Below are 24,534 nucleotides of genomic sequence, written 5' to 3'. Positions count from 1 at the left end.
CGCGTGCCTGACCAGCAGCAGGACATCCCGTTGCTCATGCCCGGGATACGCGTGTCCGCGCGCGACGCCGGGAAAGCGATGCCGTCCACGTCGGGCGGCACCATGCGCGCGGCGCGGGGCGATGCACTGAACGGCGTGTCCGGAGGTCTGCCTCTCGCGCTGCCATGTGCACTCCCGATCTTGCGTCGCGAGCCGGGCGGCGTCGGCTCCGATACTCAAGCCCGGCCCAGGGCATGCGGCGCGGCCTTGTCTATGTCGGCAGCGGAGCATCGAGCGCGAAGGCTTTTCGCGGCGCACGGCACTGCCGAGGCACAAGTCACCGTTGCTCGGCAGGGCGATTCCGTGCGGCTGCTGGTGCGGGTACCGCCACTGGCGCCGGCTGATGCGACGCGCTTGCGGGATCGTGTCCGCGCCGAGTGTGGGCGATATGGCGTGCACCTCGACGAAGCCTGCATCAATGGCAGCTTCATCGATTTTTCTTCAGGAGAATTTCCATGGCGATTGGCGCGATAAACAGCGGCATCGATACTCGCATCGATTCGCTTGGGCTGGATATGCAGTCGCTGCTCAGGATCATCCTGACGCAGTTGACGTATCAGGATCCGCTCAAGCCAGTCGACAATTTCGAGTTCATCTCGCAACTGGCTCAATTCACCAGCCTCGAGCAATCCCGTCAACTTAGCGAAAAGGTGGACAGCCTCCTGTCTCTGCAATCGGCCACCCAGACCATCGGACTGCTCGGCAAGGAAGTCGGTTTCCAGTCCGAGAGTGGCCTGATCGATGGGAAAGTCACCGCGGTCAGCTTTGCCGGCAACCAGCCCGCGCTTACCGTGCAGACGGCCGACGGCGCTTACTTGACCGACATCGGCTTGTCCCAGATCTCCCAGGTTCGCTAGATCCGGATCGGAAGACGGTCAATCATCAGGAGTACATCATGCTGGATGCGGTACAAATCGGACTGTCGGGCTTGCAGACGTACTCGCGTGGCTTGCAGACCATCAGCAACAACGTTGCCAATATGAATACGCCGGGTTTCAAGGGCGCGATTCCACGTTTTAGCGATCTCTATTACGGCACGCCATCGGATGCGACCGGCCGGTTCAGGGACGCGCAACCTCGCTTCGGCTCCGGGGTGAGCTATCTGCAGAGCTATCTGAATTTTGCCGCCGGCGATCTGCGCGACAGTGACAGTCCCCTGGATCTGGGCGTTTCCGGCGCCGGTTTTCTGACCATGCTGGGGGGCGAAGGTCCCCGCTATGCGCGGACCGGACAATTCCGTGTGGCTGACGATGGCCGTATCGTGGACAGCAATACCGGCATGCAATTGGGGATCCTGGCAGCGGACGGCACGGTGCAGGGCGCATCGGTGGCAGGCCGGCAGTGGAGCCCGCCGCGAACGACAACCACGTTGAAATTCACTGACAACTTGTCGAGTGGATCGGAAGATCACGTGCTGCAGAGCATCAGCGTGTTCGATGCCAACGGGAACGCTCGCGCCCTGACGATACGATTCACCCATGATGATGAAGCGGCGACGCAGTGGAAGGTCGCGGTGGAATCCGCGGAGGGAGGCAATCTCTATACCGGCATGCTGCCATTCGTCGGCGGCATGCCACAGCCGGGCCAGGAAAAGTTGCAGGCGATACTCGCTTTTGACGATGGCACGCGGATGCCGCTGGAACTCGATTTTTCCAGTGGCGTGACAGGATTTTCGGCAGGTACGGCGTCGACGCTGCGGGTGGCCGGCAATGACGGATACGCCGCCGGAACGATCTCTGCCTTCTCGGTGGATGATGCTGGCCAATTGACGCTGCAATATTCCAACGGCCAGGAAAGCAAGCTCGGCCTGGTGGCGCTGGCGCAGTTTTCGGATCGTCAGCGTTTGATCCAGCACGACAAAGGCCTGTTCGAGGCACCCTCGGGAATGCAGGCACGCTTTTCGTCGGGTGCTTCCAATGCCGCGGGCCACGTGAAGTCCGGTGTCATCGAGGCATCCAATGTGGATCTGTCCGCCGAGTTCGGACAATTGATCCTGGTGCAAAGAGGTTTCCAGGCATCGTCACAAGTCATCAGTACTGCCAACGAAATGCTGCTCCAGTTGTTCCAGCTCAGGGGCCAGACATGACCGCCGCGGCAAGACCGTGGAGATGGCTGGGCAGCCGCGAACTGGCAGCGGTCCATGCATGTGCCGAGACCGTCGTTCATGCTTGGGGAGAAAACTGGTTCGGCCTGCCGGCGACGCTCGGGGAAATAGCCAGGATGGATCCCACGGCCACACTCGGCGTCGAACTGGATGAATATTCGGCGCGCTGCGATGCCGCCATGCGGATCTGCGCCACGGCGGGACATGCCGTGGCGCGGCGGGCATTGCAGATGCCTGTGCCAGGCGAGCCAGCCGAAACGACTGGCGTGCGGCTGCTGGCTGGTCTGCAGTCCGTCGTCATGGATGACCTGGCCATGCGCCTTGCCGATGCTTTTTCTTTCGAGTCCAGAGGCATGGCGTCCGCAAGCGCGCTCACGGACTTGCCGCGGCGCGTGCCGGAGGGCGGGGTGAGGATGACCGTCGAGGTGGGCGAGATGCGTCTGCTCCGTGCGCAACTTGGTTTGACCATGTTTCCTGCCGCTCCGGAGGTGCCGTCGAAGCGTTCGGGAAGGACTGCGCTTGCCACGCCGGTGGAAGCGCTGGGGCGGACCACCGTCGCGCTCGATGCCGTGCTTGCTTGCGTCCGTCTGCCGCTGGCGCAGATCGCGGATATGGAGCCTGGCGATGTGATCGAGCTCGATTGCCTGCTCGATGCGCCGGCGGCGCTGCGCGTCGCGGGCACAAGTGAGTGCATTGCCCGCGGTCATCTTCGGCGCAACGCGAGGCACCTGGCGCTACAACTCGACGCAGCGGGCGGGAGTGCTGCCGACTTACTTCAGCAGGCCACATCATGAGCATTCAGAAAGCCACTATCACACCGCTGGAATTCGACGAGACGGCGGCTATCGCTCAGGCGCCGGAAGGGCGGGGCATGATCGATCTTCGACTTGTAAAGGATGTCGTCGTCGATCTCGAGGTCTACCTGGGCAGCGCTACGTTGACGGTGGAGGCGCTGCTTGCGCTGGAAAAGGGTATCGCACTCACATTGGACGCGGCGCTCGACGAGCCGGTAGCACTGCGCCTGAACGGTAAGACGGTTGCCCGCGGCCAATTGGTGGCAATCGGCGACCATTTCGGTATTCAGTTGACGGAACTTGTGGAGAAGCGCTGATGCCCGCCGCATCGACCCCGGCATCGGCTCGCGGCTGGCCTGATCTGGCGCCGCCTCCGCCCGTGCTTCCCGATCTGTCGCTGGTGGGCATTTCCCTCTTGCTCTGCCTGGCGCTTGCCGTGGCCGTTATTCTGTGGCTCCATCGGCGCAAGCAGGCGGGCTCGGCAGGTGCGCGCCTGCCTGCTCAATTGCAGTCGCTGGCGTCGTTGCCGCTGGGCAGGCACGGGACGCTCTACCTGGTTCGTTGCCAGGCGCACACATTGCTGATCGCGGCGGACGCAAGGGGGATCGTATCGGTCAGCACGTTGGCGCCGACCGACGTCGCCGCGGCGGAGCCGTTGGCATGAGGCGCACAGTTTGGCCTGCCTTCGGCGTGGTGTTGGTGCTGGCGCTGTTCGCCGGCTTGGCGCATGCCGGGACCGGCGCTTTGCTGCCCGCGCTCGGGAGCCGGACGGCTCAGATGTCGCAAAACGCCGGTGAGGCTGTGTCGGGGCCGATGCGCACGGCGATCCTGCTCACCTTCCTTAGCCTGGGACCGGCGGTCGTGGTGTCGATGACGGCCTTTACCCGCATTGTCATCGTCCTGTCGATGATTCGCCATGCCTTTGGCATGCCAGAGACACCCCCTACCGCGGTGCTGATCAGCCTGGGACTGTTCCTGACGCTCTTCACCATGATGCCTACGGTGGCCGCGGTGAATCAGGATGCGCTGCAGCCATTCCTCCAGGGTCAGATGGAAATGCCGGTCGCGCTCGAGCGTGCCGCCGCCCCGATGCGGGACTTCATGCTGCGCCAAGTGAGGCAGGAGGACCTTCGTCTGATGTACGAATTGTCGCATCAGCCGCCGCCGCCGTCGCCCGATGCCGTCAGCCTGGTGCAACTGACGCCGGCGTTCATCCTGAACGAATTGCGCGTGGCATTTCAGATCGGTTTCGTGGTGCTGTTGCCGTTCCTGCTGATCGACCTGGTGGTCTCGAGCATTCTGCTCGCGCTGGGTATGTTGATGGTTCCTCCGTCGACCATCGCTTTGCCGCTGAAGGTCCTGATGTTTGTGCTGATCGACGGCTGGGCCCTCGTATTGCGCGGTGTACTGGGTAGCTTCAAATGACTGAAGGGTATGAGTCGGCCGGCGCGGCAGACTCCGCCGCCATGCCCGCGGTTGATGCCGAAGAGGGAGTGCTCTGGCAGACGCTCCGCCAGGTGCCGGATGGCGCTCCTGGCAGGGCCGCGGCCCGCGAGGCGCTGCTGCAGCACTATCTTCCCTATGCCCGGGCGCTGAGCATGCAGCTCTACCGCAATCGATTCGGCAATGATGCGGAGTTCCGCGATTACTGCCAGTTTGCCATTGTTGGCCTGCTCGAATCGATCGACCGTTTCGATCCAGCGCGGGGAGCCTCGTTCAAGACGTTCAGCACGCCACGGATCCGGGGCGCCATGTTGAATGGCATCGAGACCGTCAGCGACAGGCACGAGCAGGCGATGCTAGGCGCACGGCTGCGAAGCGAGCGGCTGGCGTCGTTGACGGACGGGAGAGCCGTGCGCAGCAGGCTTCCGCAGGCGTTCGCCACCATTTGCGAGGTGGCGGTGGCGGCTGCGATTGGCTTCATGCTGGAAGATACGGGAATGTACGATGCGCAGGATGTCGCGCAGGACACTTCCTGTTACGGCTACCGCAAGGTGGCATGGCGGCAGGCTCGCGCCTCGATGCAGGCCGCGGTACGCAGTCTGGGCGAACGGGAACGCAAGGTGATTACCTATCACTACTTTCATGGCCTGGTTTTTGATCAGATCGCCGATATCATGGGCGTGACGAAAGGCCGGATCTCGCAACTGCATCGAAGTGCTCTGCTGTCGTTGCGCAAGCGGCTACACGGTGAAACGGACAAGGAGTGGCAAGAATGACGAACGACTCGGAAAATGCATGCTGCGATGACGCCGATCTGGATATCCTGGTGAATGCCCTGCGCACGGGGCAGGCTGACGACCTGACGCGCCTCGATGAGGCGTTGGCCGTGTGGCCCGGCGATCATCGCCTGTGGGTTCTCAAAGGAGCGGTGCTTGCCGCCGGGCGGTTGCACGACGGTGCGCGGCAGTCGTTCCGCACGGCGCTGGAGAGGGCCCCTGGCTTTGCGCCTGCTGCCTTCTTCCTTGGCTTGCTCGAAATGTTCGACTCGCAACCGGAAGCGGCTGCGGTGGCGTGGCGTGCGCTGGATCCGCTCCCAGCGGATAGCAGCATGCGGATCTTCCGCGATGGCATGCTGGCTCTTGCCGAGAATCGTTTCGACCAGGCTGCAGCGATGATCGAGCGTGGCCTGCGTGGCAATCGCGAGTTGCCGGAACTGAACGACTATTTTCGCGCGGTACTTGCTTCGCTGTCTTCGGATGCGGAGCGCGCCGGGCGGTCGGCGGAGGCCAAGGTGCCGGAGCCCGACCAGGATCAGGACGTACTTCGCCGTCTTATGCTGGCCCGCTATTCTGCGGATTCCACCCGCCACTAGCGACTGCCCCTCATGCAACCTGTTTCCATTCTGGACCAAGTGGTCATCCAGCTCCGCCGCCAACTGGAGGCGCGCGATCGAAGGCCCGCCGGCGCAGGCCCTGTGGCGTCTGCCTCTCCATCCAGCGCGGCTTCTTTGCCAGGTGCTGTCGGAGCGGCATCCGCCGCAGTGCATGAGGCTGGCGGAGATGCCTATGGAATCGGGCGCATTGCCGTGGAGCAGATGCTCGGCGCGGAGTTTGGGCCAGAAGTCGTCAACGATGCCGAATTCCAGCAGGTGGTCGATCAGGTGACTGGCATGCTGCGTACCGATTCCGCTCTCTGGGACGAATTCATGGCGGTGCTGGACACCCTCGCCAGGCGATGATGATCACCCTTGCGAATCCTGTGTGGCGAGGCGCTTGCGTGCTGCTTGTTTTTCTTGCTTGCGGTTGCGGCAGGGCCTTGGCGGAGGACGACTGTCTCGGCGAGGCGGCGCGCTACCACAAGGTCAATGACGTGGTGTTGCGAGCGATTGCCATGCAGGAGAGCGGCATGCGTCCGCGCACTCAGAGCAGAAACACCAATGGCACGGACGATATCGGCATGATGGGTATCAATTCGGTCCATCTCCCGATGCTGGCGCGCCATGGCATTTCGCGCGGCGCACTGCTCGATGCCTGCATCAATGCCTATGTGGCCGCCTGGTATCTGCGCGGCAAGATCCTCAAGCACGGCAACAGTTGGCAGGCCGTGGGCGCGTACCATTCGGAAACCCCGGCGTTGCGCGATGCCTATGCGCAACGCATCCGCAGCCGCATTGCCGGGACTCGGCCCTAAAAGTCATTTCAAGAAGATCCTGGCGTCGTTGCGGGGCACGGCAAGTACCTTTGTACAGTCTGCGGCCCCGCCCTTGCAGGGCGCATGCGCGCTGGCGGACGCGCATCGCTGCGCAGGCGGATCACTGCATGATCCTTCCTTGCATGCAACAACCTCGACGCTGCGGGAGGGCACGCAGATCACCGAAGCGGTTCGGCGTCCGCGGCGCTTCCGGCGACGACGGCCTGCATCCAGTATCAGTGCTTGTCGGCGCGCGCGGAGTACCGGGCCACTGCCTGCAGCACAGTGGGACCACCAGGCGCTGTGCGCTGGTCGAGCGCCTGGGCGATGATCTCTTCCGCCCGCGCGCGGTCGCCATCGGCCTGGAGCAGGAGGCTCTCGGCCAGCAGGACCGACAGGCTCGTCGGTCCCAGCCGCTTGCCGGCGCGCGTGTGGTGTTCGGCCCGTTCGCGCTGGCCGTCTTGCAACAGGCACACTGCCATGCTGCCGTGCGCCTCGGGGAAATTCCGATCGATGTCCAGTGCCTGCCCGAGGCGGTTCAGTGCGGTGGGGAGATTGCCGCCCAGCAAATGGGCCCATCCCGCCGCTACCCATGACCCGGCATGTCCGGGCAGCAGGTCCGCGGCGCGATCGAGCTGCTGTGCTGCCTCGGCATATCGCTTGCTGGCGAGCGAGACCAGTCCGGCGCCCAGCCAGGCGCGCCCATGGCGCGGTGTCATGTGTCTTGCCGCCTCGAATGCGGGCGTGGCCTGCTCGAGTTCACCTTGCTCGAGATTCAGCCAACCGCGCGCCACCATCGCATCATCGTTGTTTCCGGCAAGCGTGGCGAAACGGGCGGCATCGTTGCTGCGGTCCATGTCGAGACAAAGCAGGGCCAGTGCGCCAGCGCCCTCGACCGTCAGCGTCTGCTCGGCCAGCCATTGCTCCCCTTCCGCCAGAGCTGTCTCCAATTGGCCGGTGCGATGCAGGAGTCTGAGCCGCAATTGCTGGGCGTTGGGGGAATTGCCCACTAGATCAGCGGGCAAGGCTGCTAGCGCATCCTGATATTGCCGCTGACAGGCCAGGGCATAGGCAAGGTCATGGCGGACGGCGACGTCAGCCTGCCCGCCGGCAAGCAGGATGTGAAACAGCGCTGTGGCTTGTTGCAGTTCGCCAATTGCGAGCAGCGTTTGACCGAGCAGATGCGTCATGGCAGGTGCGGGTGGCCGTGGCGCGTCCTCGGCGACAAGCAGGGCGCGGCATAGTGAGTAGTCCTGTTCTGAAAATGCCATCTGTGCGGTGTCGAAGCGCAGATTGGGATTTGTTGGATCTTTCTCGAGAAAACCCAGAAGCCGCTGCAGACGTTGAGAGTGTTGCATGGTGTCCAGACGGTGAATAGGCAGGCAGTCAGCGTACCCAAGAACGGTGCCGGCGTCCACGGTTCCATATCCATCTTTAGCGCGAGAACGGCGTGGATGGGCGGGTCACTAAACAAGATCATCGAAGACTGGATAAGTAATGAAGAAGCGTGAGGCAAATTGCCCCGCGCTGCTTTCACGACCGAGCCGGTCGGCACGCTTACAGGATGCCGAGATGGTTGCGATTGTCACGGGAAACGGATTGGGAATTCGGACAGGGTCGAGTTTCGTGCTGGGGGGCCGCGGCCAGCTCGGCGAAGCCGCCCTTGGGCGCGGCGGCGACAAGATTTACGTCAATGCGAAGACCGGCAATCTGCACATCAAGCATCTCGATGCGACGTTGATGGGTGTCGGCTCAGGCGTGGAGCTGACGCGGGCGTACAACAGCCTGGGGCTGATGAATGACGACAACGGCGACAACTGGCAACCCGGCCAGTTCCGTGTGGCGGGACTGGTGTCCGGCGCGGTCGGCACGGCGGGCAGCGTTGCGCGCCGCGTCGATTGGGATGGCTCCGAGGTCCTGTATGGCTGGGATGCGGGCAAAGGCTGCTACGTGGCCAGCGAAATGGCGGGGGCGAGGGATACGCTGACGTTCGATGCCAGCACCAGGCAGTGGCGCTGGAAGGGCGGTGCCGATGGCGTGACGGAAGTCTACGACGGCGGCAATGGCGGCCGCGTGTTGTCGCGGGCCGACCTCAGCGGCAACACCGTGAGCTATGCCTATAACGCGGCTGGCTATCTTGGCAGCGTGCGTACCGCCAACGGCGAGAGCATCTACCTGGACTACACGGGCAAGCTGTTGACCCGCTTGCGCAGTGAGGCGAAGAGTTCCGACGGTGCGCAGGCCGTGCGCACCATCGTGCGCTATCAATACGATGCCAGCGGCCGGCTGAGCCGGGTTGGGGTGGACGTGAGCCCGGACGACGACAGCGTGGCGGATGGCAAGGAATACTGGACGACCTATGCCTATGACGGGGCCAGCAGCAGAGTCAACCGGACCGAGCAGTCCGACGGTACCCGGCTCGAAATCTCCTATGTCGAGATGGGTGGCATCTATCGGGTGGGATCGATCCGCGAAACCGTGGACGGCACGGCGCGTAGCACTACCTTTGCCTACGGAGCGGATGGCAAGGCCACCGAGGTCGTCGACAATCTGGGTCAGAAGACCACGCTGGCATATGATGCCCAGGGTCGCCTGACCCAGGTCCGGACAACTGGCGCCGGCGGTGTCCCGGATACCGTCAGCTACGCCTACGATGCGCGCGGCAACGTGACATCCGCTACCGATGCACTGGGCCGGACGGTCAGTTACCTGTATGGCAACAACGGCAATCTCGCCGTGCAGCGCGACCAAGCCGGCAATACGATTCGTCGTAGCTATGGCGAGGCAAACCTGCTGATGTCGGAGACCACGTACCTGGTGCCGGACCCGGATGGGGCGGGCGCGGGTCAACCCGGCAAGCCGCTGACGGTGCGCTACGTCTACGACAAGCAGTCGCGCCTGCGCTTTGCGCTGAGCGCGGAGGGGCGCGTCAGCGAATACCGGTACGACGGTTTCGGGCAGCGTGTCACCGCCATCCAGTATCAGGCACGCTGCTATGACGTCTCCACGCTGCCGGTCGATGCCGTTCTGAGCGAGAGCCAGTTGCAGGCATGGGCGCTCGCACAGCCGGGCAACCAGACTCGCCGCACCGATACGGCCTACGATTTTCGCGGCAACGTGGCGCGCGTCACTGAGTACGGCGCTGTCCGGCCGGACGGCGTGGGCATCGCGAGCGCGGGCAGCGCAACAGTGACCACGCTGTATGTCTATGACCCGGCGGGGCGCTTGCTTGAACGCCGTTCGCTCTCGTCGGCATCGGGACAATCCGAGCGCTTCGTCTACGATGGCCTGGGGAGGCTGCAGAATGTCACCAGCGCCACCGGCGCGTTGACGCTGTACCAGTATGACGACGCCGGCCGCAAGACCACGGTGACGCTGGCCAATGGGCTGGCCAGGACCTCGCTGTTCAACCAGGCGGGCGAACTCGTGTCGCTGACGGAATCCGGTGCAGGCGTCCAGACATCGGTCAGCAGGCGGTTCTACGATGGCCTGGGGCGACTTCGCATCGTGCTCGACGAACGCAAGGCTCGTTCCCAGGTACTGTATGACGAGGCGGGTCGCAAGGCGGCAGAGATCAATTCGGAGGGCGCGTTCACCGAGTATGTCTACGATCGCAGTGGCAATCTCGCCAGGACGATCCACTACGCTACGCGGCTGACAACTGCCCAGCGCGCGGTGCTGTTCGACGCCACCAGCGGGAAACCCATCGAGCGCAAGGACGGTGCGCTGCTGACGATCGAAAACGCCAGCATCAGGCCGGCGGCGTCGGCGCAGGACCGCGTGGACTATCGATTCTATGATGCTGCCGGCCGCCTGTACAGGACGGTCGACGGCGCCGGATCGGTGGTGGAATACCGCTACGACGGTGCTTCGCGTCTCGTGGCGACGCTTGCCTATGCGCGGCAAATCGATATGGCGGCATTTGCCGCGGATCCGGTTGTCACCCGGGCGACCCCCGTTGCGGATGCCGCTGACAGGCTTACCAGGCAGTTCTATGACGGCGACGGCAAGCTCACCGGCCAGCTCGATGCCGAAGGCTACCTCACCGAGTATCGCTACGATGCTGCGGGCAACAGGACACACAGCATAGCCTACGCAACGGCCATCGGCGGCGCCCAGCGCGCGGCGGAGACCCTGGCGGGACTGAAAGCCACGGCGAGCGCGATGGATATCCGGCAGTTCTTCTTCTACGATGCGCGAGGCAATCTCACGTCGGCCGTGGACGGCGAAGGCTATCTCACCAGTTATCGCTATGACGAGACTGGCAGGCTGGCGGGGAAGGTGGAAGGCGGCCGCGTCGATCCGGCCCAGTTCACCGCGCCGCAAACGGTACCGCTGACCTTTCAGGCGCGCGGCTCGGTTGCCAATGGCGAGTGGCCGACACTTGAGGTATGGGTGGACGGCAAGAAAATCACCACGCTCACCATTGATGTCATCGAGTCCGCGAACTACACGGTAAACGTGCCGGATGTCGTGCCGTTCGCCACGCACGAGATTGCGCTGGTGTTCGCCAACGACCTGTTGACTGCCACCGAGGATCGCAATGTCTGGGTGCGCAACGTCAAATTCGGCGCGCGTTCTCTGGAGGCCGGGGTCGATACCTCGGTTTTCGACCAGGGTGTGGGCGCTGCCGCATTCGATGGGCTGGCCGTCTCAGTCACCGCGGTTGGCGGGGCCAAGACGATAAGCCGTGGCGGCGCGGTGCGCTGGGCCGTGGATCCCGCCGCCACGCTGGCCGCCTTTGCGAAGATGCCAGCGAATCCGCGCCGGACAGCGTATAGCTACGACGCGGATGGTCGCTTGCTGACCACTACCCGCTATCTTGCCGGTGGGGCGACGGAGTCCGACACGGTGGCATACGATGCGGTCGGAAACAAGCTCGCGGAGACGGTCGCCGGGCAGACCGTGCGCTGGCGTCGCGACGCCCAGGGCCGCGTGGTCCAGGAACTCTTCGGCGAGGGTAGCGCGGCACTGGCCGCGCTTGGGAATGGCGCCACACAAGCAGAGCAGGATGCCATATGGTCCGCTTGGGCAACTTCCTATGCCTACGATATCGCGGGGCGCCGCATCTCGGCGACGAATGCCAACGGTATCCGTACCCTGTACTACTACAACAACATCGGACAATTGGCCTATACGGTCAACGGCGCGGGAGAACACGTCGGATATCTGTACGATGGCTTGTCTCGCTTGATCGAGACCCGTATCTATATCAACCGATTGGACGCCGCCGGACTGGCGGCTTTGACCGGTGGCGCGATAACCACCGGCTTTACCGATCTGATTCAGGCTGCCGGCGGAAAGTACACCAACAACAAGATCACCTACGGCAAGCAAGGTGCCGTCGAGCAGACCACCGATGCGCTTGCAAAGGCGACCAGATTCAGCTACAACGCCTTCGGCGAACTGGCCGGCACGATCTCGCCGGCAGTTGGAGGCCAATCCCGCCAGGCCACGCGCGCGTATGACCGGCGCGGCCTGCTGCTCGTCAGTACCGCGGACGCGGCGGAGGGTGGCCTGAAGCTCTCCACCCGGACCGTCTATGACGCCTTCGGCCGGGCCACCCAGATCACCTTGCCCAACGGCGCGGTGCGCAAGCAGGCCTACGATCGGAACGGCAGGGTGATTGCCGTCACCGATGCGCTCGGCCAGCAGACGGGCATGAGTTATGACGCATTCGGCAATGTGCTGACGCAGACCGACCGGCTCGGCAACATTACCCGCTACGCCTATTCGGCCTTCGAGCGCGAGCTGAAGATGACCACGCCGGAAGGGCTGGTCACCACTACCACGCGCAACGCGCGCGGGCAGACCATCGCGGTGCAGGACCCATTGGGCAACCGGACAGAGTATGGCTATGACGCCGACGGTCGGCTGCTGACCACCGGACAGGCCGCCGGCGCGCTCGATCTGGTCAGTAGCCAACGCTACGACCGGGCGGGCCAGTTGATCGAGAGCATCGATCCGAATGGCAACAAAGTGGCGCTTGCCTACGATGCGGCCAGCCGGCTGCTGACGCGCACTGTCGATCCTGGCGGCCTGGCGCTGGTTACGACCTACGCCTACGACAGCAGCGGCCGCGTGGTGAGGGCGACCGATCCGGGCGGCATGGTGACGGAAACCACCTACGACGCCAATGGCCGTTCGGTCAAGGTCGTGGTGGACCAGGGTACCGGCACGCTCGCCCTCACCACGGCGATGAGCTATGACGACGCCGGCAATGTGGTCAGGATCGTCGAGGGAAGCGGCAGCCCGGCGGCGCGCACGACGGTCCATGTCTACGATGGCGTGGGGCGGCGCATCGAGTCCGCGGTGGATCCGACCGGACTGAACCTGGTGACGCGATATGCCTACGATGCCGCGGGCAATGTGACCGCGCGCACCGATGCGGCCGGGAACGTGACCCGCTACGTTCATGACGGCGAAGGCCGCGTGATCTATGTGGTTGACGCCACCGGCGGCGTGTTACGGCAGGAATACGATGCCGAGGGTCGCCTCGCGACCCGCAGCGCTTATGCCAGGCGCATTTCGCTATCCGGATTCGGCTTGACGTTGAGTTCGACAGAAGTGGCGGGCCGCGTCGCGCCAGACACGAGTGCCGACCGCGTGGAGCGCTGGGTGTACGACAAGGATGGCCGGCTGCGCTACAGCATCGACGGCCGCGGCTACGTCGAACAGCGGATCTATGACAAGGGGGGCAACGTTGTCTGGCATGCGCGCTATGGCAGCGAACTCGTTTCCCCCGAGGTGTTGACGCCGGCAACCGTGGCGGCGGCAGTCACGGCGCAGGGGCTCTCCGCCCTGCTCACCAATAGAGTCACGCGCTATGTGTTCGATGCAGCGGGCCGGCAGACCTTCAAGATCACCGGCGGGCAGGTTACCGAATACCGCTATGACAAGGCGGGCAGTTTGCTCGCCACGGTGGCCTATGCGACTCGCTACGCCACTTCAGACAATCCGAGCGATGCCGCCATGCGTGCGTGGCTGGCAACCGGCAGCAATAGCGCCGATGCACGGGTCAGCCAGAGCCGTTACGATGCCGCCAACCGGCTGAAGTATGAGGTGGACGCTGCCGGATACGTCACGCAGTACGATCGCGACGAGGCTGGCCGGACGGTCCGTACAGTCTGCTACGCCAGCGCCGTCAAGGTGTCGGACGGCACGACCTCCGCTTCGTTGGCGGCGGCGCTGGCGTCGCAGCCACCGGCATCCGCCGCGGTAACCGAATCGCGCTACGATCGTGCCGGCAGGCTGTTCGAATCGGTCGATGCAGGCGGGGTGGTCACGCGCTTCGAACGGGATGCACTGGGGCAAGCGACAAAAACGTTCGAGGCCTTTGGCACGGTGGACGAGTCAGTGACGTTGCGGCGCTACGATCGCGCGGGCCGGCTCTACAATGAAACGCTCGGCTATGGCAGGCCGGAAGCCTCTTCGACCTTGTATGAGTATGACGCCTTGGGACGTCTGACCCGGCGCATCGATCCGCTCGGCCATGAGCTTAGCGAATCCAACAGCAACTGGGCGCTCGGCGAACGCAAGGCGATGGGCATGGTCGGTGCCGATGGCAATGTGCTCGTTGCCACCGCATTGAGCGCCCAACAGAAGGAACTGCTGCGTTCCCGTCATGCCAGCAGCTTCCAGTACGATGCGCTGGGCCATGTCGTGATGGAAACGGATGCGCTCGGCGGCACGCGCAGGACCGAATACAACGCCTTCGGCAACGCCGTCAAGGTGGTGGACCCATTGGGCAACGCCGGATATTTCTACTACGACCGGCAAGGCAATAATGTCCTCCAGGTGGATCCGGAGGGTTTTGTCACGGCCACCGCCTACACGGTATTCGGAGAGGTCGGCACAGTCACGCGCCATGTCAATCGTGTCGTGGGCAGCGTGAGCGCCGCTGTACCGCCAGAGATGCGCACCGCGCCGGCCGAGACGGCGACGACTCCCTATTTGCTTGTTGCCAGCGAGCAGGACGCTACCACCAGTTTCGTTCGAGACCAGTTCGGGCGGCTGACCCGGAGTACCGACGCGCTCGGGAAATACGAGAGCTTCGGCTATGACGGCTTCGGCAACCGCGTCAGCTATCGCAACAAGCTCGGTTGCGCCACCAGCTATCAATATGATGCGCGCGGGTTGTTGATCCGGGAAACCTTGCCCATTACCTCGCGCAACGCGGCCGGCGTCGCGGTTGCCGTTGTCAATAGCTACGGTTATGACGCGCGTGGTAATCGCACGCTTGTCGTTGAAGCCGATGGGCTGCCGGAGCAGCGCAAGACGACATATCAGTTCGACGCCATGAACCGCGAGATCAAGCGAACGTTCGGCGCGGTGCCGCTTTATTCGTTGAGTACACATGCGGAGACACCTGCCACGCCGTCGGAATCGCGTGCCTATGACGCGCGCGGCAACCTGATCCGGGTCACTGCCAAGGACGGCGGAGTCACCACCTCGTACTATGACGCGATCGGCAGAAAGAGCGCAGAGATCTCGGCATTGGGACAACTGACGCAGTGGAGCTACAACCGCAGCGGCGATGTGACCGTCGTGCGGACCTATGGCGACCCGGTGGCAGTGCCCGCGGATCGTGCCTTGCCGCAGCCCGTCAATACTGCGAACGCCAGGGCGACTCTCTATAGCTATGATGCCAACCACCGGCAGATCGAGACGCGTGTCAAAGGCATTACCTTCGGCAGGCGCGATCCCGCCAGTGGAAATTATCAGAAAGGCGTGACCGACGTCGTTACCCGCACGCAATACGATGCCAACGGCAACGCGGTGTTGGTCACAGACGCCAACGGCGGCGAGACTTACTCCTTCTACAACAGATCGGGTGAACTGATTCTCACGGTGGACCCGGAGCGCTATGGTGTGGCCTATGTGCGGGACGCGAACGGCAACGCCTTGCGGGAGACCCGCTTTGCCACGCAATTTGGCAATCCCGTCACTACCCAGAGCGATGGCGCGGCGCTCATTCAGCAGTGGACTGTCGCCGGGGCGGACCGTATCACGTTGTATACCTACGACAAGAATGGCCGCGTTCTCAGCGAAGGCCGCCAGAACGTGGAGTACTGGACGGTCGGCTCCAACGGCGCGCTCAGCGGTACCAACAAGGGAGCGGCAATCATCTGGTACAGCTATGACGGCCTCGGCAACGTCACCGGTCGGACCGATGGCAATGCCAGCCGCAGCAACTGGGCCTACGATGCGATTGGCCGTCGCGTGAAGGAAACGTTGCCGCTGTTCGACACCGAAGCGGCAGCCGGCGTGCGGATGGTCACCGACTATGAGTACGATGGCCTTGGCAACGTGGTGCGTGAGATTCGCCGGGGCGCGGACAACAGCTCGGAGGCCGACGACCAGATCACCCTGTATGCCTATGGCTCCCTGGGCCGCCTAGCCCGGCGTGTCGATCCTCAGGGCAACGTAGTGCGCTATGGCTACGATCGCGCGGGCAACGTCAATGCTGTCATCACCGAACGGCTGGACGCCGACGGCACCAAATGGCTCGAAGAAACCGGCATTGCCTACGATCTTGCCGGCCGCGAGACCAGCCGCCGTATGGCCGTGCTCAATGCCTCGGCCAACACATGGAGCACCAAGCTCGTCACGGAGACGCGCTACAACCTCTATGGCGAGATGACCGGCCAGCGCGTGGGCGGCGGCAACGCGGCCGGCGCGTGGCAGAAGGTCAGCGAATACGACCAGATGGGGCGCGTGTGGCGGACCAACGCCGGCGCGGGCGTGACCAAGGTCTATCTTTACGATGCCATGGGCAACGCCACGGCGGAGTTCGAGTCGCAGACCCTGGATCTGAACTCGCTGTCGCTGGACCAGATTCTGGCCAGTCCGCAAGTGATGCGTACCGTCGTGGTCTATGACAAGCGCAATCAGATACTGGAGCGGATCACGCCACAGATGAATGTGTCGGGAACCGGTGCCACGCTGCAGGCGCGCAACGTGAACATGGTCACCGGGAGTTTCGACAATATCACGGCGAAGATCGGGGCCTCGCAGGCAGGTTCGACCGGCAGCCTGCGGGAACTGAATAATCTCTCCGATATTGCGGCCAGCAGCAAGCCGCGTGTGACGACGTCGTTTGACGTTGGCTACACCATGTCGGAAAACAATGTCGTACAACGCGCTTGGGTAAATTCCATGCGCGTGACGGTTCCCGATCGGATCAAGGAGTTTCTTGGGGCGGACAAGCTGACGGTCAGGGTGAGTTATCGCTTCATGGGGAGCGGCTGGCGTTCCAATCCGATTTTTTCGGATACTCCCTTTTCCGATAGCCAGAACAAGCCGGAGTCGACTGTAAGTCAGATATACACCGGGGGATCGGCGATTAACATCCCGTTGAACTGGAGCAGCAATGGCGGAGGGACGACGCTGCTTTACGAGAAACTTTCACTTCAGTACACCATTTATTTCGATGTCGAGTCCAATGGAGTCTCGGATCCGGGCGTGATGAGCTTCCGCTCGGATAACATCAAATTCATCGAGACGGCGAACGGCCCCAACAATTCCCGTAGCACGACGTATTACCCCACTGACACGCCGGCGGTGACAGGTGACCGCGTGTCCAATCTGCTCCAGCTTCACACCAGCGACAATGCCCAGGCCACCGATGTCTACTATCGGCAAAAGGGCGCCACGGGTTCCTTCGCCAAGCTGTCCAAGGTATCTGTCAATGGCCACAGCTACGCCCAGCTGAACGGCCTGGCGACCGGCAACTACGAGATCCTCCTGGTCTCCACCAAGCCGGGCGGCGGCTTCGAGCGCTTTACACGCTATGACCTTTCGCGTGACGCAGGCAGCCAGACCAATACCTTGAGGAAAGTCAGTCATGGCAACAACGTGCGCGGTACTGGTTATCAGCTCACCGCGACCGGAGGCTTCGTATTCAATGCGGGGGTTCTGACATGCTATGACTTGCGCACGGCAGGTGGCGTCAAGCCGGCGAAGGTTGCCATCCGCTATCGGCCGCTCGGGTCGTCCGGCGCGTACAGCGCCACGACACTGGCAGTCCCGGACATCAATAGTGGATACAGCTGGAATGTATCGGGACTGGCGAGCGGTGACTACGAGGTGATCTTCGACCTCAAGAATGCCGACAACGCACTGCTCGACACCATGCGAGGCACGCTTACCGTTGGCGGCTCGCCGAACCTGGTGCTGAACTACGTCAAGAGCCTGCCCAGCAGCGTCGTCTTCAGCAACCTGAGTACGCAGACGAAGAGTCTCGAGATTCTCTATCGCCGCTCCGGATCGACTGGCGCGTTTTCACGGCAGACCCTCGCATCGTCCGGCAGTTCGTCGCTGGCTTGGGACGCGAGCGCTCTGGTGCCGGACAACTCGCTGCTGTACGACTACGAGATCGAATACGTGGCTCGAGACCAGGATGGCTTTGTCGTCAATCGCGGTGTGGGGCGCATGACGCTGGGTGCCACGGGGCAGGCCAACAGCATCACGATAGCGGGGAGCACGCGGCCGCCGGTGCTGGCCTTCACGCCACCCGCCGGCAGCACCCGGCTGGAACTCTATTATCGGGTCGCCGCCCCGGATGGCAAGCGCGACTTCACGAAGGTGCTCCTGAATGCGCTGCCATCGGGCGCATTCAAATGGGATGCCAGCCTGCTCGATCCCGCCCGGACCTATGAATACTATTACGACGCATTTTCCGGCGCCAGCAATCTCGGCCGCAGTACCGGCACGTTCAAGCCGGATGTCAGGGATGCCTCCAACGGAAAGAACCAATCGGTGCAATATGTCCTGGAGGGCTTGTACGAGAAGGGGGTGACGATCCATCGAAAGCAGACGCGGAATGCATATGGCGAAGTCATCAGTGAAGTCGATGGGCGCGGAAATACAACGCAGTTTGTCTACAACACGCAGGGCGCGCTGATCCGCAAGGTCGACGCCCGGACCTCGATCACCAACGAAGCCGGAGTCAAGCAGACCGTGGCACCCACCACGTACTACTACGTGGATCGCGCCGCGCAGACGGTGGGTACGCGCGATGCGAACGGGTATGTGAATACGCGGCGGCTCAGTTACGGCATGCCTGAACCGGTTGTGATCCAGCAATGGAACGCGGGTAGCCTCAACGAGAGCGCGCCCGGCGGTGGCACGCGGCTGATGCGTTACGACATCTTCGGCAATCGTGTCGCGGAGATCGATGAACTGGGTCGTCGCACAGACTATCGTTACGACAGCAATAATCGGCTGATTCGCGTCGAACGTCCAGCGCAGGCCGACGGCAGCCGCCTCGTCGATCAGTATCAGTACGATTCTCTCGGCAATCGCATTGTCACGACGGATGCTTCGGGCGGCCGCACGCGTACCTACTATGACGAAATCGGCCGTGTGATCAAGCAGGTCAGCGCGGCCGGGCGGGCTACGCAATATAGCTATGCCTACGACAAGACCGTTCTCGGCGCCGGCGGGGCGCAGGTTGGCGGTTGGAAGATCACCACGACCCAGGCGGACGGCAGGACGCTGGTGGATCAGCAGGACATCGACGGCCGCACAAGCTGGCACAGCGACCTCGGCGGCCGCAAGTTCGTCTACAACTACAACTGGGCGGGTCTGGTGTCAGGGCAGACATCCAGCAATGGGCAGAACATCGCCTTCGAATACTACGCCAACGGCCTGACGAAGACGGTCCGGGATCTCGCCATCAAGACTGTCTCCAGCTATGAGTATGACGAAGACGGCAACCGCACCTTCGAGGGTTACTACGACGCCGGCAGAAACCGGGTGTTCCAGCATGCCTACATCGAGTACGACGCGCTGAATCGCATCAAGCGGATCAAGGACAGTGGCCAGTCTGGCGACGCGCCCGAGAAGAGCCGCTACACGGTGGATTACGAGTATGACGCGGTAGGCAACCGCCGGCGCATGGTGGCAACGTACCGTGACACGGTGGCGGGCAAAGCCTCGGTGCAGAACTACTGGTATCGCTACGATGCGCAGAACCGCTTCGTAGTGACCATGGGCAAGCTGGAAGGCGGCAAGATCGTCGGCGGGGCAAGTGGTGACGGCGTGGAGCTCGGTTACAACGCGGCCGGGGAGCGCAAGTCGGCGTTCTACGCGAGCGACCAGCGCACAGAACGCTACGAGTACGACAGCAATGGCCGGCTGACGCAGGTGATGCTCAACGGAAAGCTGGTGAGCGAGCGCACGCTGGACGCGCTGGGCCGCGTGCGGGTGTATCAGACATGGAACACGGCCGGTGCGTGGACTTCGACGACCACGCGCGCGTGGGATGCGGACGGCGCGCAGACGAGCGAGGCGGTGCGGCACCTGAATGACAAGAGCCAGGAAGTCCGCAGCGATGCCACATACGTCAACAACGCCGATGGGAGCGTACAGTCGATTACCACCAGCACGACAGTGGCGGGCGGCAGCGCCAGCACGCAGACGCTGAACTACACCTACGAGCAATGGGACAGCGCAAAGCAGAAGACGATCAAGCTGGGTACCGGTTGGGCCGATAGCAGTTCGCTGTTCGAATACGACGTCAACGGTCACCTGAGGAGTGCGGTGGACGTCAACGGCGGACGCAAGTTCGACTACGACACGGACAGCGACGGGCGGGTGCTGAACCGGCAGGAATACCTTGGCGTCACGGTGAAGGATGGCAAGGTGGCCAGCGCGACGTCGAATCGCTACCGGCAGTATTACTACGCAAACGGCCACCGCGTCGGCAATGCGGGCACGGACGAATCGGAGCGTGCGGACTACGTGCAGGAACTGGCACGGATAACGGTGGCGCCGGAATCCAAGCTGGAGTCGTACAAGCGGTTCAAGCCGGTGATGTCGGCGGATTTTGATGAGAACTATCAGCCGATCACGGGCAATTACCCGGCGGTGACGCCGGGCAGCTACACGGTGCGCGGCGGGGACACGCTGCGCTCAGTGGCACAGGCGGTGTGGGGCGACGCGGCGCTGTGGTATGTGCTGGCGGATGCCAACGGACTGTCGGCGGATGAAGCGCTGAAGCCGAACACGACGCTGGTGATTCCGAACAAGGTCACCAACATCCACAACACGGCGCAGACCTTCAAGCCGTACCAGGCGGGTCAGGGCGTGGGGGACGCCTCGCCGACGATGCTGGATCCGCCGCCGCCGCCGCAACCGAAGGGAGGAGGCGGGTGTGGTGGCATAGCGAGTGTGATAGCGGTAGTCATCGCGGTCGTGGTGGTCGCGGTGGTGACGGTATACACGAGCGGCACGGGGACGGCGCCGACGATGCAAGCGCTGGGCGGGGCGGGCGCGGGCGTGACGGGAAGTGGGGCTGCGGCCGGCGGTGCAGTTGCTGGCGCGGCGGCGAGTGCTCCATTGTCGCTGGGTGCCTCGATCGGCTACGGAGCAGCAGCGGGAGCCGCGGCGTCGGCGCTGAGCCAGGGGGTGATGATCCTGGCGGGCGAGCAGCATGGATTCAACTGGAAGGGTGTGGCGCTGGGGGCGGTGGGAGGCGCGATCTCGGGCGGCTTGGCAGGTGCGGGCGTAGGTTCGTCGCTCAACCCGATTGGCGCCGGCATGGTACGCGGGGCGATCGGCTCAGCAGCGACGCAGGGCGTGGCGCTGGCGAGCGGGATGCAGCAGCGCTTTGACTGGCGTGGCGTGGCGGCATCGGCGATCGCCGGCGGGATAGGCGCAGGGATCGGCGAGGCGGCAGGCGCGGCGAAGTGGAGCCCGCTGGCGCGGCAGGTGAGCAGCGGGTTGGGAGCTGGGTTGGCGAGCGCGGGAGTGCGGGGGGATTTGTCGGCGCGGAGTCTGGGGTATATCGCGGCGGACTTGGTGGGGAATACGATCGGGAACCAGGTGGCGGAGCGGTTGGTGGAGGGGGTGGGGCGGGAGGGTGGGGTTGGCAATGCGCTGGGCAGCAGCCTCGCGGGAGGCAATTCCAGCGGTGGCAGCAGGACCAGCCAGGAGCAGGCGCTCGCGCAGGCACGGGGCAACGTGATGAGCTTCGGCAGCGTCTATGGCAATGCCGATGGTCCGAGTTACCTGAGCAATACGCCCACGACTGGCATGTTCGACGCACTGGCCGTTGCACATAACACGCCAGTGCCGGTTCTGTTGGCCAGCAACGGCGGCATTGTGAGCGATGTGATGCTGAGCCCAGAGGCGGAGGTTTTGCGGCGGGCGACGAATGGATTCGACCCCGCGTTCCCGCATGTCGGGCCGCGGGAGGAGAACGGGCAGATGCCGCAAATCACCGTGGGCGCTAAGGCGCTTCCGGTGAATGGAGGCTTTGGGCAAAGCGTGACCTATGACCAGTTTGGGCAGCCGCTGAATGGGCCGTCGAACTACGATGCTGGAACGCAGCTCGGAAAGATTTGGGGCTCAAACGACTCGCTGGGCACCAAGCTGGGCCAGACTTGGGATTGGGCGAACTACACGGTGCCCGACGCGAGACAGCGCGCCTCCCAACTGCAACCGCAATTGAGCACGGGTGCTGCCACGCTGAACAACATGCTGGGCAGCCCGATGGCAGCAATCGGGGCTGGTATTGCTTATGCGGTGGGTGCGTCGCCAGAGCGAGTCTACGCAGCCGCGCAGACCGGCTCCGTCCTTGAGGGGCTGGCGACGGGGCGGGCGGGCTTTCAGATGCCGCGTGCGCCGCAGCCTGGGCAGTTGGCTTCCGTCGGTAGGCCAAGGGCCCAGAATCCGAACGACTCCCTGGGCGAAGCGGCACAAGCTGCAGCAGCAAGCAGGCCAGTAAATGCGACCAGGCTGGGGGTGACAAGAACCAATACTGCGGATTGGCGCGCATTGCGGGACCATTGGGATGGCTTAGGCTACGGCGAAATCCTTAGTCCCGCCAACCGTGCTGCTATTAGCCGGGGCAGGACTCCCATGGTCGATGAGAGTTGGGTTAAGATTTTCCCTGAGGACGCTGGACTGGCCGGTGAGCGTATTACTATGCACCACATTCAAGGGTTGCCTGTGACAGTACCACTCCCTGCCACGCGCCATATGGATGCGCACATGCCAGGCGGATTCCGATACAACGCAGGCGGTCCGGGCTCGGCGCTGCCCTTCTATCCTGCCAAGCCGGATAACTGAAAATGAACAACGCTATTGCACCAGACCACCCTCGATTGAGCTTCTTGTTCTATCTGGCGGAAGATGCGACGCCCTTGGCCAGGGAGCAAGTGGCCACATTAGTGAGAAAACTTGCCGTTGCCCGGCCGTGGGTGCTTGGCCCACCGGCTCTAGTTGACCGCGTGGACGAAGCTTCTGGCTCGGATCCTGCCGTTGAAACTGTAGGAGGGGCACTTGAAATCTACTCAGCATTGCCGCCAGATGGATTGCCTGAGGACATAGATCGGAAGCATTTGGAAGAGGTCGAAACTATCATCTCTGCGGTTAGAGAACTGTCTCAGCGCGCAGGTCTTGCCTTCGAATTCGAGCTAGGAGGCACCTTTGTCGGTGCAATCGAGGATGGAGTCATCGACCGGACGCTGCAGCGCGGCTTGCTTGATGAGTGGCGAACGCAGCTAAGAGCCGCAGGATCCTAACTTCTTCCCCTTCGTTCAACGCCCGCTCTGCGGGCGTTGTTGCATTTGGCAATGCGTTGGGCAGCAGCCTCGCGGGAGGCAATTCCAGCGGTAGCAGCAGGACCAGCCAGGAGCCAGGCGCTCGCGCAGGCACGGGGCAACGTGATGAGTTTCGGCAGGCGTAGGTCAACCTGTCCAACTCAATCGCTGGCTGCGTGACCCCGCCGGCAGCGGGTCATACCGGATACCCGACGTTCGGATACCTGAAGCCAATCTGATTATGGACGGTACTATTGGACATAAGTGGGGAAGCACCCCGCAAGTGGCGGTCTTCTATCGCTACTCCAATGGGAACCGGGTGACTATTGTTCGGCCTGCGGAGCTTGGAGGCTCATATAGTCTTCTGCCTCAATGGTGAAAGGAGATAATATGGTTTGGGTGCGCAACTTCGGGGCTACGTCGACTTCATCTCATACGTTCTGATGAGTGCCCCCGATGACTTCCCCGAAGAAGACTATCTGCAGCAAGACGAGCAGATGAACCTTGAAAAAGCCTTCGACGAGTTGCGAAGTGGGATGCCCTTCGTTGAAGAGAGCGTGACGGATAGCGCCACGCTGACTCAGTTGCGCGCTTTGCTCGATGCATCGTTGTCTGCCTATCGACTCGGCAAGAGCGTGGAGGGGGCTCGTCTGTTGCAGGACTTTGAGAAATTGCTCCTGGCGAAGAATCCCTAACGTGGTTCGCCATCACAGTCAACAATGCCTGCCTTGTGCAGGCGTTGTCGTTTCTGGCCCTTCCTCAGCCTCCTGGCTGGCGGTATCTAAAACTCCCCGCCAAGCGTTGCCGGGACCTGCGCTGCTGCTGGGCAGCGAGGGCAGGGCGCTGAACCCGGTGTGGCTGCCCTCGAGGGTGGTGGCGCAGTACGTGGGGGTGATGATCCTGGCGGGCGAGCAGCATGGATTCAACTGGAAGGGTGTGGCGCTGGGGGCGGTGGGAGGCGCGATCTCGGGCGGCTTGGCAGGTGCGGGCATAGGTTCGTCGCTCAACCCGATTGGCGCAGGCATGGTACGCGGGGCGATCGGCTCAGCGGCGACGCAGGGTGTGGCGCTGGCGAGCGGGATGCAGCAGCGCTTTGACTGGCGTGGCGTGGGGGCATCGGCGATCGCCGGCGGGATAGGCGCAGGGATCGACAAGACGGCCGGCGCGGCGAAGTGGAGCCCGCTGGCGCGGCAGGTGAGCAGCGGGTTGGGAGCTGGGTTGGCGAGCGTGGGAGTGCGGGGGGATTTGTCGGCGCAGAGTCTGGAGTATGCCGCGGCGGATTCGGGGGAATACGAATGGGGAATCGGGGGGCACGGCGAACCCCGCCGCATTCTCATTCCCATTGCGCCATACTAAGGAAGAATGCCGGTGAATCAGCGATATAATCCAAATCCCGCTCCGATATCCCTAGTTT

The 24,534-nt window shown here is 63.2% G+C and carries 16 protein-coding genes; 15 read left to right on the top strand and 1 reads right to left on the bottom strand.

The window, feature by feature from the left end; genetic code table 11:
- Positions 1 to 3 precede the first annotated feature (3 nt).
- Genes AC3WXD_RS05010 through AC3WXD_RS04960 form a run of 11 tightly spaced genes read left to right on the top strand, consistent with a single transcriptional unit; the run spans position 4 to position 6,570 of the window.
- The gene (locus tag AC3WXD_RS05010; protein WP_492323189.1) at positions 4 to 513 is read left to right on the top strand and encodes a hypothetical protein; all 510 of its coding nucleotides are present in this window, start codon (positions 4 to 6) and stop codon (positions 511 to 513) included.
- Complete coding sequence (locus AC3WXD_RS05005; protein ID WP_492323188.1) at positions 495 to 896, top strand: flagellar hook assembly protein FlgD; 402 nt, start codon at positions 495 to 497, stop codon at positions 894 to 896. Before AC3WXD_RS05010 ends, AC3WXD_RS05005 begins: the two co-directional genes overlap by 19 nt.
- A 38-nt stretch (positions 897 to 934) precedes the next feature.
- Positions 935 to 2,125, top strand: coding sequence for a flagellar hook-basal body complex protein (locus AC3WXD_RS05000; protein ID WP_492323187.1), 1,191 nt, complete (start codon positions 935 to 937; stop codon positions 2,123 to 2,125).
- Positions 2,122 to 2,937: a FliM/FliN family flagellar motor switch protein gene (locus AC3WXD_RS04995; protein WP_492323186.1), complete on the top strand. Its 816-nt coding sequence runs from the start codon at positions 2,122 to 2,124 to the stop codon at positions 2,935 to 2,937. The genes AC3WXD_RS05000 and AC3WXD_RS04995 overlap by 4 nt, the downstream gene beginning before the upstream one ends.
- A complete protein-coding gene (locus tag AC3WXD_RS04990; RefSeq protein WP_020205406.1) occupies positions 2,934 to 3,254 on the top strand; it encodes a FliM/FliN family flagellar motor switch protein in 321 nt (106 codons plus the stop codon). Before AC3WXD_RS04995 ends, AC3WXD_RS04990 begins: the two co-directional genes overlap by 4 nt.
- Complete coding sequence (locus tag AC3WXD_RS04985) at positions 3,254 to 3,601, top strand: flagellar biosynthetic protein FliO (RefSeq protein WP_492323185.1); 348 nt, start codon at positions 3,254 to 3,256, stop codon at positions 3,599 to 3,601. Before AC3WXD_RS04990 ends, AC3WXD_RS04985 begins: the two co-directional genes overlap by 1 nt.
- A complete protein-coding gene (gene fliP, locus AC3WXD_RS04980; protein ID WP_492323184.1) occupies positions 3,598 to 4,362 on the top strand; it encodes a flagellar type III secretion system pore protein FliP in 765 nt (254 codons plus the stop codon). The genes AC3WXD_RS04985 and fliP overlap by 4 nt, the downstream gene beginning before the upstream one ends.
- The gene (locus AC3WXD_RS04975) at positions 4,359 to 5,156 is read left to right on the top strand and encodes a sigma-70 family RNA polymerase sigma factor (protein ID WP_492323183.1); all 798 of its coding nucleotides are present in this window, start codon (positions 4,359 to 4,361) and stop codon (positions 5,154 to 5,156) included. The genes fliP and AC3WXD_RS04975 overlap by 4 nt, the downstream gene beginning before the upstream one ends.
- Entirely contained in the window at positions 5,153 to 5,752 is a 600-nt protein-coding gene (locus tag AC3WXD_RS04970; protein WP_492323182.1) for a hypothetical protein, read from the top strand. The genes AC3WXD_RS04975 and AC3WXD_RS04970 overlap by 4 nt, the downstream gene beginning before the upstream one ends.
- A 12-nt stretch (positions 5,753 to 5,764) precedes the next feature.
- Entirely contained in the window at positions 5,765 to 6,118 is a 354-nt protein-coding gene (locus AC3WXD_RS04965; RefSeq protein ID WP_492323181.1) for a hypothetical protein, read from the top strand.
- The gene (locus AC3WXD_RS04960; RefSeq protein ID WP_492323180.1) at positions 6,115 to 6,570 is read left to right on the top strand and encodes a lytic transglycosylase domain-containing protein; all 456 of its coding nucleotides are present in this window, start codon (positions 6,115 to 6,117) and stop codon (positions 6,568 to 6,570) included. Before AC3WXD_RS04965 ends, AC3WXD_RS04960 begins: the two co-directional genes overlap by 4 nt.
- Positions 6,571 to 6,806: 236 nt before the next feature.
- Here the strand turns inward: AC3WXD_RS04960 and AC3WXD_RS04955 are convergent, their stop codons facing one another.
- Positions 6,807 to 7,988, bottom strand: a complete 1,182-nt coding sequence (locus tag AC3WXD_RS04955) for a tetratricopeptide repeat protein (RefSeq protein ID WP_492323179.1) — start codon at positions 7,986 to 7,988, stop codon at positions 6,807 to 6,809.
- A 79-nt stretch (positions 7,989 to 8,067) separates the two neighbouring features.
- On the opposite strand from AC3WXD_RS04955, the gene AC3WXD_RS04950 reads away from it, so the two are divergent.
- From AC3WXD_RS04950 to AC3WXD_RS04935, 4 genes are all read left to right on the top strand, one after another.
- Positions 8,068 to 22,647 carry a carbohydrate-binding domain-containing protein gene (locus tag AC3WXD_RS04950; protein WP_492323178.1) on the top strand — a complete coding sequence of 4,860 codons (14,580 nt, stop codon included), beginning with the start codon at positions 8,068 to 8,070 and terminating at the stop codon, positions 22,645 to 22,647.
- A 2-nt stretch (positions 22,648 to 22,649) separates the two neighbouring features.
- Entirely contained in the window at positions 22,650 to 23,102 is a 453-nt protein-coding gene (locus AC3WXD_RS04945; RefSeq protein WP_492323177.1) for a hypothetical protein, read from the top strand.
- Positions 23,103 to 23,515: 413 nt separating this feature from the next.
- Positions 23,516 to 23,815 carry a hypothetical protein gene (locus tag AC3WXD_RS04940; protein WP_492323176.1) on the top strand — a complete coding sequence of 100 codons (300 nt, stop codon included), beginning with the start codon at positions 23,516 to 23,518 and terminating at the stop codon, positions 23,813 to 23,815.
- 178 nt (positions 23,816 to 23,993) lie between these two features.
- Positions 23,994 to 24,476 (top strand): hypothetical protein, encoded by a 483-nt coding sequence (locus AC3WXD_RS04935; protein ID WP_492323175.1) that lies wholly within the window; start codon positions 23,994 to 23,996, stop codon positions 24,474 to 24,476.
- Positions 24,477 to 24,534: the final 58 nt, after the last annotated feature.

The sequence above is a fragment of the Cupriavidus sp. FW216-B1 genome, assembly GCF_058789195.1.
This window is presented reverse-complemented; position numbering and strand designations above follow the sequence as displayed.

Bases quoted from the DNA above. Each gene is read 5' to 3' on its own strand.
- AC3WXD_RS04985 (WP_492323185.1), top strand. From the start codon at position 3,254: ATGCCCGCCGCATCGACCCCGGCATCGGCTCGCGGCTGGCCTGATCTG.
- AC3WXD_RS04970 (WP_492323182.1), top strand. From the start codon at position 5,153: ATGACGAACGACTCGGAAAATGCATGCTGCGATGACGCCGATCTGGAT.
- AC3WXD_RS04975 (WP_492323183.1), top strand. From the start codon at position 4,359: ATGACTGAAGGGTATGAGTCGGCCGGCGCGGCAGACTCCGCCGCCATG.
- AC3WXD_RS05000 (WP_492323187.1), top strand. From the start codon at position 935: ATGCTGGATGCGGTACAAATCGGACTGTCGGGCTTGCAGACGTACTCG.
- AC3WXD_RS04965 (WP_492323181.1), top strand. From the start codon at position 5,765: ATGCAACCTGTTTCCATTCTGGACCAAGTGGTCATCCAGCTCCGCCGC.
- AC3WXD_RS04995 (WP_492323186.1), top strand. From the start codon at position 2,122: ATGACCGCCGCGGCAAGACCGTGGAGATGGCTGGGCAGCCGCGAACTG.
- fliP (WP_492323184.1), top strand. From the start codon at position 3,598: ATGAGGCGCACAGTTTGGCCTGCCTTCGGCGTGGTGTTGGTGCTGGCG.
- AC3WXD_RS04945 (WP_492323177.1), top strand. From the start codon at position 22,650: ATGAACAACGCTATTGCACCAGACCACCCTCGATTGAGCTTCTTGTTC.
- AC3WXD_RS04950 (WP_492323178.1), top strand. From the start codon at position 8,068: ATGAAGAAGCGTGAGGCAAATTGCCCCGCGCTGCTTTCACGACCGAGC.
- AC3WXD_RS05005 (WP_492323188.1), top strand. From the start codon at position 495: ATGGCGATTGGCGCGATAAACAGCGGCATCGATACTCGCATCGATTCG.
- AC3WXD_RS04990 (WP_020205406.1), top strand. From the start codon at position 2,934: ATGAGCATTCAGAAAGCCACTATCACACCGCTGGAATTCGACGAGACG.
- AC3WXD_RS04960 (WP_492323180.1), top strand. From the start codon at position 6,115: ATGATGATCACCCTTGCGAATCCTGTGTGGCGAGGCGCTTGCGTGCTG.